Raw genomic sequence first — 13,982 nt, 5'->3', positions numbered from 1 at the left:
GCAATGAATCTGGACATTGACAAGTTCCGCGCACTGACGCTGGATCTGGACGACACGCTGTGGCCGATCTGGCCGACCATCGCGCGCGCCGAATCCGCCTTGCAGGCCTGGCTGCAGCGGCACGCGCCGCGCGTCACCGAGCGGTTCGACCTGGCCGCGATGCGGGCCGACCGCGAGGCGGTGGCGCGCGAGCGACCCGACTGGGCACACGATCTCAGCGCCCTGCGGCGCGAAAGCATCCGGCGCCTGTTGGTCGCAGCGGGCGAAGCGGAATCCTTGCTCGACGCCGCGTTCTCGGTCTTTCTCGCCGAGCGGCAGCGCGTCGATCTCTATGCCGACGCGCTGCCGGCACTGCGGCGGCTGGCCGCGCGCTGGCCGCTGTTCGCGCTGAGCAACGGCAATGCCGATCTCGTGCAGATCGGGCTGCAGCCCTGGTTCCGAGGGAGCCTCGCGGCGCGCGAATTCGGTGTCGGCAAGCCCGATCCTCGCATCTTCGCGGCAGCCTGCGAACGCCTGGGCTGCGCGCCAAACGAGGTGCTGCACGTCGGCGACGACCTGAGGCTCGACGTGCACGGCGCGCTCGACGCGGGCTTGCAGGCCGCCTGGGTGCGCCGCGACGGCGAGCGCGGACTAGACGACAACGCGGCCCTCGGGGCACGCTGCTGGCAGGGGCCCGATCTGCTCGCGCTCGCCGACCGACTGGGCGTCTGACGGGGCTCAGTCGGTCGAGCGCGGCTCGGTGTCCTGGAAGCTCAGCACGTCGAAGTTGACGGTCGGGGCCGTCGGGTCGGTCGGCGAGGCGCCGAGGCAGATCACGCCGCGGCCGTGCAGCGTGCAGCTGCCGCGGCGCAGCGCGATCACCTCATCGCGCCCGGCGAAGCGGACGTAGGTGCCGTTGTAGCTGAGGTCGCTGACCTGGAAGGTGCCGCCGTGCCATTCCACACGGGCGTGCGAGCGCGAGACGCGCGTGTCGTCGATGCAGTAGGTGGCCTGCGGGCTGCGGCCCAGCACGGCGGGCAGGTCGACGCCGGCGAACACCCGGGTGACGTCCAGCCAGGCCAGGCGGATGCCATCCGGCGCCAGCATCGGCGCCGAGCCCTCGAACAGCGTGGCCACGGTCTCGCCGAAGCGCCGCGCATCGAGCCGGTAGACCTGCACCGGCTCCTGGCGGCCCCGCAACTGCAGCTTGCTGAGCGAGCGGAAGCGACTGCGGTGCTCGGCTTCCAGCCCGTCGAGGACCTGCTGGGTGGTGAGCGTCTCGTTGTCGCCGGCGCTGTCGAGCAGGCGGGCTGCCACGTTCACGGCGTCGCCGAAGCAGTCGCCGTTGAGTTCCACCACCTCGCCGTGCGCCATCGCGACCTGCAGCTTCAGCGCCTGCCGGCGCGCACCGCTCTGCGGAGCGCCGGCGACGATGCGGTCCAGCGACTCGTGCATTTCGTCGGCAGCCTCGATGCCACCCTGCGGCTGCTCGAACACCGCCATCAGTCCGTCGCCCAGCGTCTTGACGACCTGGCCGCCGCAGCTGCCGACGATCTGAGCCATCAAGGCAACGCTCTGCGTCACGACCGAGGCCGCCTCGGCGTTGCCGAGCTTCTCGAACAGGCCGGTGCTGCCGCGCAGGTCGGCAAACAGAACGGTGCGTTGGAGCAATGAGGTCATCAAGCCGGCGTGAGATATGTCACGCAAAGTTTATCCCGCGTGGCATGACGCCTCCATCCCCAACAAGACGGCCACAAAAAAGCCCGGCGCAAGGCCGGGCTTCGGGCGGGCAGGGCCGTGCTCAGAGATTGTCCAGGTACGTCCTCAGCTTGTCGGAACGGCTCGGGTGCTTGAGCTTGCGGATCGCCTTGGCCTCGATCTGGCGGATGCGCTCGCGCGTCACGTCGAACTGCTTGCCCACTTCTTCGAGCGTGTGGTCGGTCGACATCTCGATGCCGAAGCGCATGCGCAGCACCTTGGCCTCGCGCGGGGTCAGCGAGTCGAGGATGTCCTTCACCACGTCGCGCAGGCCGGCCTGCATCGCCGCCTCGATCGGCGCCGTGTTGTTGGTGTCTTCGATGAAGTCGCCCAGGTGCGAGTCGTCGTCGTCGCCGATCGGCGTCTCCATGGAGATCGGCTCCTTGGCGATCTTCATGATCTTGCGGATCTTGTCCTCGGGCATCTCCATCTTCTCGGCCAGCGTCGGGGCGTCCGGCTCGAAGCCGAACTCCTGCAGGTGCTGGCGCGACAGGCGGTTCATCTTGTTGATCGTCTCGATCATGTGCACCGGGATGCGGATGGTGCGCGCCTGGTCGGCGATCGAGCGCGTGATGGCCTGGCGAATCCACCAAGTGGCGTAGGTCGAGAACTTGTAGCCGCGGCGGTATTCGAACTTGTCGACGGCCTTCATCAGGCCGATGTTGCCTTCCTGGATCAGGTCGAGGAACTGCAGGCCGCGGTTGGTGTACTTCTTCGCGATCGAGATCACCAGGCGCAGGTTGGCCTCGATCATTTCCTTCTTCGCGTCGCGCGAGGCCTTCTCGCCCTGGTTCATCTTCTTGTTGATGAGCTTGAGGTCGTCGATCGGCACCACCGCACGGCTCTGCAGGTCGATCAGCTTCTGCTGCAGGTCCTGGATCGGCGGCAGATTGCGCGCCATCACCGCGCTGTAGGACTTGTTGGCCGCGATCTCCTTCTCGGCCCACTTCAGGTTCAGCGAGTTCGGCGGGAAGGTCTTGATGAAGTGGTCCTGCGGCATGCCGCACTTGTCGACCACGATCTTGCGCAGTTCGCGCTCGTAGCGGCGGATGTCGTCGACCTGCGAGCGCAGGATCTGGCACAGCCGCTCGATGGTCTTGACCGTGAAGCGCAGGCTCATGATCTCGGAGCTCACGCCCATCTGCGCACGGTTGTACGCCGGCGACTTGTAGCCTTCCTTCTCGTAGGCCTTGCGCATGCGGTCGAAGTGCGTGCGCAGTTCGTCGAAGCGCACCAGCGCCTGCGTCTTCAGCTCCTCGAGCTTCTTGGTCAGCGCCTTCGAGCCGCCGTTGCCGTCGTCGTCGTCTTCCTCGTCGAATTCGTCGAAGTCTTCCTCGGCCACGTAATCGTCGGCCTCCTCGTTCGAGACGAAGCCGTCGACGGCCTCCGAGATCTGCATCTCGCCGGCGCGGATCTTGTCGGCCAGCACCAGGATCTCGGCGATCGTGGTGGGCGACTCGCTGATCGCCAGCATCATCGCCTGCAGCCCACCCTCGATGCGCTTGGCGATCTCGATCTCGCCCTCACGCGTCAGCAACTCGACCGTACCCATCTCGCGCATGTACATGCGCACCGGGTCGGTGGTGCGGCCGAACTCGGAATCGACGGTCGACAGCGCGGCCTCGGCCTCTTCCTCGGCTTCCTCATCGGTCGATGTGGCCGTCGAGCCGCCGGCGATCAGCAGCGTGGCCGCATCCGGCGCCTGCTCGTAGACGGCGATGCCCATGTCGTTGAGCATCGACACGATGGCCTCGAGGATCTCGGCCTCGATCAGCTTTTCGGGCAGGTGGTCGTTGATCTCCTGATGCGTCAGGAAACCCCGGGTCTTGCCCATCTTGATGAGGGTCTTGAGCTCCTGGCGGCGCTTGGCGACCTCGTCCTCGGTCAGCGCCGTCTCGTCGAGCCCGAACTCGCGCATCAGCGCGCGCTCCTTGGCGCGCGACACCTTCATGCGCAGCGGCTTGGCCTTGGGCTTGTCGCCACCGGTGTCCTCGACGCTGGCTTCGCCTTCGATGTCGGCTTCGATGTCGCCCAGGTCCTCGTCGATCACCGGCATCGCCTGCTTGGCGGTCGGCTTGCGGCCCGGCTTGCCCTTGGCCGGCTCCGGGGCCGCGGCGGCCTTGGCCATCTTGCCGGCGGGCTTGGCCGGGGCGGCAGCCGCCTTGGCCTTCTTCGGGTCGGTCTCGGCCTTGCTGCCCGCCTTGGCCGAAGCCTTGGCGGCGGGCGCCGGCGCGGCGGCCTTGGCCGGCTTGCTCGCAGGGGCGGGAGCGCTCTTCTTCGCGGTCATGCGATTCCTTGGAGGATGGGTGTCTCGGGTGCCTGAAGCCATGCGCCGTGCTCCGGCCCGGCATTGGACGGCCTCGAAAGGCACCGTGCAAACACAGGTCGGGCAGCCTTCGGGCCGGAGGCGGCCGTCGGGTCTTCGGCGTTGGCGGGCAAGCTCGCGTGAGTGTCCGGAAGGTGCAGCCCTGGCGGGGGAGGATGGCCTGTTGGTAACCCTTGTCGAGGGTGGCCGGGGCCCGGAGGTGCTGCGCTCACTCTTGCCGCATACGACTAGCCGATCATTATCGGCGATTCCCGGCCGGGCGTCAAAGGCCGCAGGATCAGGAACTCGCCGTGGTCTGGCCGCGGGCGAGGCGGCGCTTGATCTCGTCGGCGCTCTGGCGGGTGCGGCGGATCGTGTCCAGCATGTCCGCGGTGAGCGGTTCGGCAGCGGTGAGGCTTTCCAGATCGCGCTCCAGTGCATCCAGGCGCACGCGGTCCGCCACGACGCGCAACTCGGCTTCGGCGTGTTCGCCGACCTCGACCTCGTGCAGCGCGCCGATGCGCTGGGCCAGGTCCGCCAGCCCCGCACCCTCGCCGCCCGCCTGCATCTCGGCGAGCAGGGTCTGCGGCGACAGCGGGCCTTCCTCGTGGTAGCGGCGATCGAGCCACCGGAAGAAGCTGCCGTGGGGATCGAGCACCTCGCACAACAGCTCGTGGGTCGCCACGTCGAGCCGATCCCACAGGTCGCAGCGCTGCACCAGCAGCCAAGCCCCGCGGTCGAGCGAGCTGGTCGCCGCACGCAGCGCCCGCCGATTGGATCGCGGCGGCGGGCGCGCGGCCTCGCGCCGGGGCAGCGCCGGGCCGCCCCACAGCGCCTGCAGCTCCGAGGACTCGAGGGCTCCGGCCCGCGCGAGCTCGCCGAGCAGCTGGCGCCGCAGCGCGCCGTCCGGCAGCGCCGACCAGAGCGGCTTGGCGTTGGCGAGCATGCGGGCACGGCCTTCGGCACTGTCGAGATCGCAGCCTTCGCGGGCCGCCTCGAGCAGTTGGCGCGACAGTGGCACCGCCTGCTCGACGCAGGCCTCGAAGGCGGCAGCGCCGTGCTCGCGCACGAACGAGTCGGGGTCGTGCTCGGCCGGCAGGAACAGGAACTTGACGCTGCGCGTGTCGCCGGCGTGCGGCAGGGCCGCCTCCAGCGCGCGACCGGCGGCACGGCGGCCGGCCGCGTCACCGTCGAAGCTGAAGACGATGCGGTCGGTAAATCGCAGCAGTTTCTGCACGTGCTCCGCGGTGCACGCGGTGCCCAGCGTCGCCACCGCGTTCGGGAAGCCGAGCTGCGCGAGGGCCACCACGTCCATGTAGCCCTCGACCACCAGTGCGTAGCCGCGCTCGCGCAGCGCCTGGCGGGCTTCGTGCAGGCCATAGAGCTCGCGGCCCTTGACGAACACCGGCGTCTCCGGCGAGTTGAGGTACTTCGGCTCGCCGACGTCGAGCACCCGGCCGCCGAAGCCGATCACCTCGCCCTGCACCGAGCGGATCGGGAACATGATGCGATCGCGAAAGCGGTCGTAGCGCTTCTGGTCCGGGCCGTCGTCGCCCTGCACGATCACGAGTCCCGATTCGGCGAGCAGCGGGTCGTCGTAGCGCGGGAACACGCTGGCGAGGCCGCGCCAGCCTTCGGGGGCGTAGCCCATGCCGAAGCGTGCCGCGATCTCGCCCGTCAGCCCGCGGCCCTTGAGGTAGTTCACCGCGCGCGGGCTGACCTTGAGCTGCTTGCGCCAGTGCTCGCCGGCCTTCGCCAGCACCTCGCTCAGCGTGGCCTGACGCTCCTTCATCGCCCTGGCGCGCTCGCGCTCCTCGGGCGAGCTGTCGTCCTCGGGCACCGTCATGCCGGCCTGCTGCGCGAGGTCGCGCACGGCATCCATGAAGCCGAGGCCGGCCTGTTCCATCAGGAAACCGATCGCGTTGCCGTGCACGCCGCAGCCGAAGCAGTGGTAGGTCTGGCGCGTCGGGCTGACCGTGAAGCTGGGCGACTTCTCTCCGTGGAACGGGCACAGTCCCTTGAGGGTGCCGCCGGCCTTCTTCAACTGCACGTGCCGCCCGACCACCTCGACCACGTCGGTGCGGGCCAGCAGGTCCTGGATGAAGGCGGGCGGGATCACAGACTCAGTCTAAGACCGCAGGGCCACCGCGGGACCACCGGACTTCATCAACGCGGCGCGAGGCGGATGGCGCCATCCAGGCGGATCACCTCGCCGTTGAGCATCTCGTTGGTGAGGATCTGCTGCACCAGCTTCGCGTAGTCGGCGGGGGTGCCCAGGCGCGACGGGAAGGGCACGCCGGCGGCCAGCGCGTCCTGCACGTCCTGCGGCATCGAGAACAGCATCGGCGTGCCGAAGATGCCCGGCGCGATCGTCATGTTGCGGATGCCGCTGCGGGCCAGGTCGCGCGCGATCGGCAGCGTCATGCCGACCACGCCGCCTTTGCTGGCGGCGTACGCGGCCTGGCCGATCTGGCCGTCGTAGGCCGCCACCGAGGCGGTCGAGATGAGCACACCGCGTTCGCCGGTGGCTTCGGGGGCGTTGCGGCTCATCGCCTCGGCGGCGAGCCGGATCATGTTGAACGTGCCGACCAGGTTGACCGTGATCACCTTGGAGAACACCGCCAGCGGGTGGGCGCCATCCTTGCCCACCGTCTTGACGGCCGGCGCGATGCCGGCGCAGTTCACCAGCCCCATCAGCTTGCCCAGCGAGACGGCCTTCGCGACGACCGCCTGGCCGTCGGCCTCGCTGGCGACGTCGCACTTGACGAAGGCGCCGCCGATGTCGCGCGCCACCGCCTCGCCGGCCTCGGCCTGCAGGTCGGCCACCACGACGGTGCCGCCTTCGCGGGCCAGCATGCGCGCGGTGCCTTCACCCAGGCCCGAGGCGCCGCCGGTGACGATGTAGACCTTGCCTGCGATGTCCATGCGGAGCTCCGGTGGTGAGTGGGTGGAGGAAGGAAAGAAAAAGGGCCGCTGCTGCGGCCCCGGTGCAAGAAGGAAAAAGAGGAAAGAGCCGCGAGCCGCCCGTCGGCCGGCCTCAGGCCAGGGCCGCCAGTGCCCGCGTCGTGATCTCGTCAACGCTGCCGGTGCCGGCGATCTTGCGGTACTTCGGGGCTGCCGCGTCGCCGGTGGCGGCCCAGGCGGCGTAGTAGTCGACCAGCGGCCGGGTCTGGCTCTGGTAGACCTGCAGGCGCTTGAGCACGGTAGCTTCCTTGTCGTCGTCGCGCTGGATCAGCGGCTCTCCGGTCACGTCGTCGACGCCGGCCACCTTGGGCGGGTTGAACTTGACGTGGTAGGTGCGGCCCGAGGCCACGTGCACCCGGCGACCGCTCATGCGTTCGATGATGGCCTCGTCGGGCACGTCGATCTCGAGCACGAGGTCGAGCTTCACACCGGCGGCCTTCATCGCGTCAGCCTGCGGAATCGTGCGCGGGAAACCGTCGAACAGGAAGCCCTTGGCGCAGTCCGGCTGCGTGATGCGTTCCTTGACGAGGCCGATGATGATGTCGTCGCTGACGAGGCCGCCGCTGTCCATCACCTTCTTCGCCTCCAGGCCCAACGGCGTACCGGCCTTGACGGCTGCGCGCAGCATGTCGCCGGTCGAGATCTGCGGGATTCCGAACTTCTGGCAGATGAAGGTGGCTTGCGTGCCCTTGCCAGCGCCGGGTGCGCCCAACAGGATCAGTTTCATCGCGGGTCCTCGTGGTTTCTTGTCGGTTCGCGCACGATGACGCCCGGGGCGGCACGCGGCTTGTCTCGCAGGGGTTCGACTCCGACGGATGAGCTCCCTCGGTGACCAAATGAGAATACCACGCAGCCTTTCGTCAGCCTGACTCGCGCGGCCGTTCTTGCGCCTGGTTGACGAGCAGAGCGCGCACGCGCGCCAGGTCCTCGGGCGTGTCGACGCCGGGTCCGGGACGCAGCGGACTCACGTGCACCGCGATGCGCTCGCCGTGCCAGAGCACGCGCAGCTGTTCAAGCGACTCGATCGCCTCGATCGGGCTCGGCGGCAGCGTCGGGTAGCGGCGCAGGAAGCCGGCTCGGTAGGCATACAGGCCGATGTGCCGCAGCGGCGGTGGATCGCTCAGCGCGGCCGCCTGGTGCAGGCCGGCGGCGTAGCCGTCGCGCCACCAGGGGATTGGCGCCCTCGAGAAGGTCAGCGCGCGGCCGTGCGCATCGCACACCACCTTCACGACATTCGGGTTCTCGAACTCGGTCATGCTGTCGATCGCGTGCGCGGCGGTGCCCATCACGCACTCGGGGCGCTCGGCCAGCAGCCGCGCGCAGGCGTCGATCAGCGCCGGCTCGATCAGCGGCTCGTCGCCCTGCACGTTGACGACGATCTCGGCATCCGGCAGTCCGAGCAGGTCGCAGGCCTCGGCCAGGCGGTCGCTGCCGGTCGCGTGGTCGCGGCGCGTCAGCAGCGCATGCACGCCGTGCCGTGCACAGGCGTCGACGGTGCGCGCATCGTCGGCCGCCACCACGACCGCGCCCGCGCTGCTGGCCAGGGCCCGCCGGGCCACATGCACCACCATCGGCAGGCCGGCGATGTCGGCCAGCGGCTTGTCCGGCAGGCGGCTCGAGCCGAGCCGTGCCGGGATCAGCACCGTGAAGCTCATTCCGACAAGGGCGCGGCTTGCGACGGGGACTCGTCGAACGCGCGCGCCTCCGACTCGAGCATCACCGGGATGCCGTCGCGGATCGGGAACGCCAGCCGGTCCGCGGCGCAATTCAATTCGTGGCTGGCGTGGTTGTGTGTCAGCGGGCCCTTGCAGATCGGGCACACCAGCAGGTCCATCAATCGGGTGTCCATGCTCATCCTTCGCGGCGCGGTGACAGGGGTGCCAATGCGGCGTCGAGTGCGGCGAAGAACGCCGGCTCGGGAGAGAAGTCTAGCGGCGCGACCCAGACCCGCGTGCCGGGTCGTTCGCGCCGCACACGGTCGACCGGGAGCTTGACGGCGTCCTTCTCGGTCACGATCACGTCGCGGGTCTCGGCCGGCCAGGGCAGGGCGTCGAACGCGGCGTGGTCTGGCAAGGGCCGCTCCTGCACGATGAGGCCGGCGCTGCGCAGCTGCTCGAAGAAGCGCCGCGGCTGCGCGATGCCGGCACAGGCGAGCACGGGCCGGCCGCGCAGCGAGTCGAGGGCGGCGGCGGCGGCCGACGCGCCCTGCCACCACGCGGCGAGCGCCACGGCGCCGGTCAGCGTGCGCCGCGTCGCGTAGCCGGGCAGCGGCGTGCTGGGCCGGTCGGCGTTGTAGAGCACCAGCGCGGTCCCGGCGCCGGCCGGTGTGTCGATCGGCTCCCGCAGCGGTCCGGCCGGCAGCAGCCAGCCGTTGCCGGCCCCTCGGGCATCGAACACGACCACCTCGACATCGCGCGCCAGGCGCCGATGCTGCAGGCCGTCGTCGGCCACGACCACGTCGACATCCGGCCAGCGCTGCAGCAACGCGCGGGCGGCCGCCACCCGGTCACGGCCGACCATCACCGGCGCGCCGCTGCGCAGATGGATCAGCAAGGGCTCATCCCCCACCACGTCGGCGGGCGTGTCGACGGTGACGGCCCGCACGCTGTCGTCCGCGCGGCCATGTCCCCTCGACACCACGCCGGGACGCCAACCCTGCCGGCGCAGGTGTTCCAGCACGGCGATCACCGTGGGCGTCTTGCCGGCGCCGCCGGCAATGCGGTTGCCGATCACCACGACGGGCCGGTCGACCCGCACGCTGCGACCGGGGTCCCGCCGGTAGCGGTGGTTGCGCAGCGCCACGGCCGCGCCGTACAGCGCGGCCAGCGGCCACAGCGCGCAGGCGACCGGCCCGCGGCGCAGCCAGTGGTGGGTCAGGAAGGTTTCGAGCCGTGCGCGCCGCGGCTCGCGGGGCGGGTCCGCATTCAACGCGGCTCGGCGTCGGCGCCGTTGCGGCTGCCCTGGGTCGCGAAGGTCAGCTGTTGCAGGCCGGCACGGCGGGCCGCATCCAGCACGTTGATCACGCTCTGGTGGGCCGCGCTCGCGTCGGCGGAGACGATCACCACGCGGTCGTTCTGGCCCGCGGCGGCGGCGGCCAGGGCGGCCGTCAGCGTGGCGAGGTCACGACCCGCGACCGCGTCGCGGTTGACCGTGTAGCGGCCGTCGCTCGCGACGCCGACGATGATCTCCTTCGGGTAGTCACGGGCGCGCTCCGAATCGGCCACCGGCAGGTTCACCTTCAGCTCGGTGAACTTGGAGTACGTGGTCGAGAGCATCAGGAAGATCAGGATCACCAGCAGCACGTCGATGAACGGGATCAGGTTGATCTCCGGTTCCTCGCTGCGGCGGTGGCGGAAGTTCATCGCCATGGTCGTCGGGCCCGGTGCTGCCGCTCAGCTCTGGCGCGAGGTGAAGCGCAGCAGGTGCGGCATGATGCGTTCGCTGGCCTGCTCGAGATCGATCGTGTACTCGTCGATCCGCCCGCGGAAGTAGCGGTAGAACATCAGCGACGGGATGGCCACCACCAGCCCGAAGGCGGTGTTGTAGAGCGCGATCGAGATGCCGTGCGCCAGCTGCTCCGGGTTGCCGCCGACGCCGGCGGTGGTCGCCGGAGCCTGGGAACCGAAGATCTCGATCATGCCGACCACCGTGCCGAACAGCCCGAGCAGCGGCGCCGCCGAGGCGATGGTGCCCAGCGTGTTCAGGTAGCGCTCGAGCCGGTGCACGGCGGCGCGTCCGGCGGTCTCGAAGGCGATGCGCAGACCGTCCTCCGTGATGCGTGGGTCGGCGATCACCGCGCGCAGGCCGCTGGCCAGCACGCTGCCCAGCACCGAGTTGGCCGACAGCTTGTTCACCACCTCGGGGGCCGGCAGGCTCTTGCTGGTGACCGAGATGACTTCATCGAGCAGCCGCTGCGGCACGACGCGGACGCTGCGCAGGCTGCTGAATCGCTCGATCACGAGCGCCAGCGCAACGATGGAACACAGGATCAGCGGCCAGATCGGCCAGCCCGCGGCTTGTATGATCGAAAACAACGAGGTTCTCCTGATTCGAGTCGCGGCGATTATGGCCCGGCCCTGGCGGTGCCCGCCGTGACAGTGCCCTCGAGCTCACCACCGCAATCGTCCACCGTTGTTGTGGATAACTTTGTGGGCAACCGCCTCGCCCCCCGCCCCAAACGCCCGCCAGTCAAGGCCGCGAACAGATTGCTCAAACAATGAGCACAAAAAAACGCTTGAGAATCAACGGCTTGCACAACTTTGACAGGCTCATGACGGGGTCAGTGCGGTGCGCGGCCTTATTTGGCGCGGCTGTGGAGTTCCGGCCCCGCATATCGAGGGGGTTCGGAGCGGGTCGAGCCTCTTGCAATGACCTCGGCTGACCGCCACGCGGGGCGCGGTGTGCTGCCGACGGACGAAGGCGCAGGCCGTGCCGCCGGGCCCCGGGTCTGGGAGGTCGCGGCGCTGGTGCATGCGGTCGCCGACGCGCTGACGGCGCGCTTCGCGTCCGTCGCCGTCCGCGGCGAGCTGTCGGGCTACACCCGAGCCGCCAGCGGCCATTGCTACTTCACGCTGAAGGATGCCGAGGGCACGGCCGCGCTGCGCTGCGCGATGTTCCGCCGCGCGGCGAGCCTGCTCGATTTCATGCCCGAGGAGGGGCATCTCGTCGAGTTGCGCGGCCGCCTTGCGGTCTACGAGCCGCGCGGTGAGCTGCAGTTCGTCGTCGAATCGATGCAGCGCGCCGGCGCCGGCGCCCTCTACGAGCGCTTCCTGCGGCTCAAGGCCCAGCTCGAGGCCGAGGGCCTGTTCGACGCGGCGCGCAAACGAACGATCGTCCGCCATCCGGCCTGCATCGGCGTGGTCACATCGCTCGCGGCGGCGGCGCTGCACGATGTGCTGACCGCCCTGCAGCGCCGAGCGCCGCAGGTGCGCGTGATCGTCTACCCGAGCCCGGTGCAGGGCGCAGAGGCCCCGGCCGCGCTGGCCGCGGCGATCGAGGCCGCCGGCCGGCACGGCCGGGCCGACACGCTGATCGTCGCGCGAGGCGGCGGTTCGCTGGAAGACCTGTGGGCCTTCAACGAGGCCGTGGTGGTGCGCGCTGTTGCAGCCAGCCGCATTCCGGTGATCGCCGGCATCGGCCATGAAACCGACGTGAGCCTGGTCGACTTCGCCGCCGACCTGCGCGCGCCGACACCCACTGCGGCGGCCGAACTGGCCGCCATGCCGCGCGAGGAGGCGCTGGCGGTGCTGCACGACCTGGCGCGGCGCGCCCGGCGCGGCGTGGCATTGCGGCTCGACGGCCAGGCCCAGCGGCTCGACCGGACTGCGCTGCGGCTCGCGCGGCCGGCCCAGGCGCTGGCGCCCCACCGCGAGCGGCTGGCGCTGCTGGCGCAACGGCAGCACACCGCGGTCCACCGCCACCTTGAGCGCCAGCAGCAGCGCCAGGCGGTGCTGGCCTCGCGCTGGATGCAGGCGGCGCGGCAACTGCGGCTGCGCGCCGTCCAGCGGCTCGACGTGCTGGCGGCCCGACTGGGTGCGCTCGACCCGCAGCGCGTGCTGTCGCGCGGTTATGCGTGGCTCGGTGACGCCGAGGGCCGCGCGCTCACCTCGGTGGCCGGGTTGCAGCCGGGTCAGGCCGTGCAGGCGCGGCTGGCCGACGGACGCATCGAGGCGCAGGTGATCGGCATCGAGCCCGACAAGCCCCCCACCTGACGCAGGCATCGCCCGCGCGGCCGGCGAGCCGACAGGCGCTGCCTACAATGGCTGTCTCATCCCCCAGGCTCAAGACCAAGGAAGGACAGACCTCATGGAACACACCCTGCCGCCGCTGCCGTATGCGATGGACGCCCTCGCGCCGCACCTCTCGAAGGAGACCTTCGAGTTCCACTACGGCAAGCACCACCAAGCCTATGTGACCAACCTCAACAACCTGATCAAGGGCACCGAGTTCGAGTCGCTGAGCCTGGAAGAGATCGTCAAGAAGTCCAGCGGCGGCGTGTTCAACAACGCCGCCCAGATCTGGAACCACACCTTCTTCTGGAACAGCATGAAGCCGCAGGGCGGCGGCGAGCCGAGCGGCGCGCTGGCGACTGCCATCAACGCCAAGTGGGGCAGCCTGGCGGCCTTCAAGGAAGCCTTCGCCAAGAGTGCCGTGGGCAACTTCGGCTCCGGCTGGACCTGGCTCGTGAAGAAGGCCGACGGCTCGGTGGACATCGTCAACACCAGCAACGCCGCCACGCCGCTGACCACCGCCGACAAGGCGCTGCTGACGGTCGACGTGTGGGAACACGCCTACTACATCGACTTCCGCAATGCGCGCCCGAAGTTCGTCGAGACCTTCCTCGGCTCGCTCGTGAACTGGGACTTCGCGGCGAAGAACTTCGCCTGAGCGACGCTTTCGCGAACACCCGGGCCGGCCGCGTGCCGGCCTTTTTCATGCCGCAAGCGTTCAGGGCTTGAAGGCGGCGCCGCTGAGCCGGCTGCCCGGCTTGAGCCCGCGCTTGGCGAACCAGCCCTGGTTCATCTCGAGCACCAGCCGCACCGGCTGCGTCGAGCACTTCGAATCCAGCGTCTGCGGCGGCATGTCGACGATCTGCGTGATCGTGCCGTCGTCGGCCAGGTAGGCGATCGACAGCGGCAGCAGCGTGTTCTTCATCCAGAAGCACTGTGTCGCGGCCTCGTCGAAGACGAACAGCATGCCGTCGTTGGTGGGCATCGTCGGCCGGTTCATCAGGCCGATGGCGCGCTGCTCGGGCGTACGAGCCACCTCGGCCTGGATGTTGTGGATGCCCGCATTGAGGCGCACCGACGGCAGCTTCTGCGGGCCCGATTGCGCGGGCGCGGTTGCCGCCAGCAGCGAAAGCAGCGCGGGAACGACGAGACGGAGGCGGTGGAGTCGTGCGGGCTTGATCTGCATCAGTTCGGCAGGCGGAGTTCAGTCCTAGATTAACGCACGGGGCCTTGCGCAGCCGACCGCA

The 13,982-nt window shown here is 69.7% G+C and carries 14 protein-coding genes; 3 read left to right on the top strand and 11 right to left on the bottom strand.

Going from position 1 to position 13,982, the window contains the following annotated elements:
• The first annotated feature begins 3 nt into the window (after positions 1–3).
• Positions 4–711: an HAD family hydrolase gene (locus ASC67_RS19975; RefSeq protein ID WP_056326507.1), complete on the top strand. Its 708-nt coding sequence runs from the start codon at positions 4–6 to the stop codon at positions 709–711.
• A 6-nt stretch (positions 712–717) separates the two neighbouring features.
• On the opposite strand, the gene ASC67_RS19970 is transcribed toward ASC67_RS19975, so the two are convergent.
• The 10 genes from ASC67_RS19970 to ASC67_RS19925 all read right to left on the bottom strand — a co-directional run bounded on the left by ASC67_RS19970 (position 718) and on the right by ASC67_RS19925 (position 11,040).
• Positions 718–1,659, bottom strand: a complete 942-nt coding sequence (locus ASC67_RS19970; protein WP_056326502.1) for an adenylate/guanylate cyclase domain-containing protein — start codon at positions 1,657–1,659, stop codon at positions 718–720.
• A gap of 121 nt (positions 1,660–1,780) precedes the next feature.
• Positions 1,781–4,024, bottom strand: a complete 2,244-nt coding sequence (gene rpoD, locus ASC67_RS19965) for an RNA polymerase sigma factor RpoD (protein WP_056326499.1) — start codon at positions 4,022–4,024, stop codon at positions 1,781–1,783.
• A 316-nt stretch (positions 4,025–4,340) separates the two neighbouring features.
• Positions 4,341–6,161 (bottom strand): DNA primase, encoded by a 1,821-nt coding sequence (gene dnaG / locus ASC67_RS19960; protein WP_056326496.1) that lies wholly within the window; start codon positions 6,159–6,161, stop codon positions 4,341–4,343.
• Positions 6,162–6,208: 47 nt separating this feature from the next.
• Complete coding sequence (locus ASC67_RS19955) at positions 6,209–6,967, bottom strand: 3-hydroxyacyl-CoA dehydrogenase (RefSeq protein ID WP_056326493.1); 759 nt, start codon at positions 6,965–6,967, stop codon at positions 6,209–6,211.
• Between the two features lie 112 nt (positions 6,968–7,079).
• Positions 7,080–7,733, bottom strand: a complete 654-nt coding sequence (adk, locus tag ASC67_RS19950; RefSeq protein WP_056326490.1) for an adenylate kinase — start codon at positions 7,731–7,733, stop codon at positions 7,080–7,082.
• Positions 7,734–7,866: 133 nt separating this feature from the next.
• Positions 7,867–8,661, bottom strand: coding sequence for a 3-deoxy-manno-octulosonate cytidylyltransferase (kdsB, locus tag ASC67_RS19945; RefSeq protein ID WP_056326487.1), 795 nt, complete (start codon positions 8,659–8,661; stop codon positions 7,867–7,869).
• A complete protein-coding gene (locus ASC67_RS19940; protein WP_056326484.1) occupies positions 8,658–8,855 on the bottom strand; it encodes a Trm112 family protein in 198 nt (65 codons plus the stop codon). Before ASC67_RS19940 ends, kdsB begins: the two co-directional genes overlap by 4 nt.
• Before the next feature lie 2 nt (positions 8,856–8,857).
• Positions 8,858–9,934 carry a tetraacyldisaccharide 4'-kinase gene (gene lpxK / locus ASC67_RS19935; RefSeq protein WP_056326481.1) on the bottom strand — a complete coding sequence of 359 codons (1,077 nt, stop codon included), beginning with the start codon at positions 9,932–9,934 and terminating at the stop codon, positions 8,858–8,860.
• Entirely contained in the window at positions 9,931–10,368 is a 438-nt protein-coding gene (locus ASC67_RS19930) for a biopolymer transporter ExbD (protein WP_036235919.1), read from the bottom strand. The genes lpxK and ASC67_RS19930 overlap by 4 nt, the downstream gene beginning before the upstream one ends.
• Before the next feature lie 30 nt (positions 10,369–10,398).
• Positions 10,399–11,040 carry a MotA/TolQ/ExbB proton channel family protein gene (locus ASC67_RS19925; protein WP_056326477.1) on the bottom strand — a complete coding sequence of 214 codons (642 nt, stop codon included), beginning with the start codon at positions 11,038–11,040 and terminating at the stop codon, positions 10,399–10,401.
• 333 nt (positions 11,041–11,373) lie between these two features.
• Here ASC67_RS19925 and xseA point away from each other — a divergent pair, with 333 nt between their 5' ends.
• Both xseA and sodB read left to right on the top strand, forming a co-directional pair.
• Complete coding sequence (gene xseA / locus ASC67_RS19920) at positions 11,374–12,717, top strand: exodeoxyribonuclease VII large subunit (protein WP_082536138.1); 1,344 nt, start codon at positions 11,374–11,376, stop codon at positions 12,715–12,717.
• A gap of 94 nt (positions 12,718–12,811) precedes the next feature.
• Entirely contained in the window at positions 12,812–13,393 is a 582-nt protein-coding gene (gene sodB / locus ASC67_RS19915) for a superoxide dismutase [Fe] (RefSeq protein ID WP_056326472.1), read from the top strand.
• Between the two features lie 60 nt (positions 13,394–13,453).
• Here the strand turns inward: sodB and ASC67_RS19910 are convergent, their stop codons facing one another.
• Positions 13,454–13,921 carry a DUF192 domain-containing protein gene (locus ASC67_RS19910; RefSeq protein WP_056326466.1) on the bottom strand — a complete coding sequence of 156 codons (468 nt, stop codon included), beginning with the start codon at positions 13,919–13,921 and terminating at the stop codon, positions 13,454–13,456.
• Positions 13,922–13,982 lie beyond the last annotated feature (61 nt).

The organism is Methylibium sp. Root1272 (assembly GCF_001425905.1).
Classification (GTDB): Bacteria; Pseudomonadota; Gammaproteobacteria; order Burkholderiales; family Burkholderiaceae_C; genus Methylibium.
Note: the sequence above shows the minus strand (reverse complement) of the source record. Positions and strands in the feature narration are given on the sequence as shown.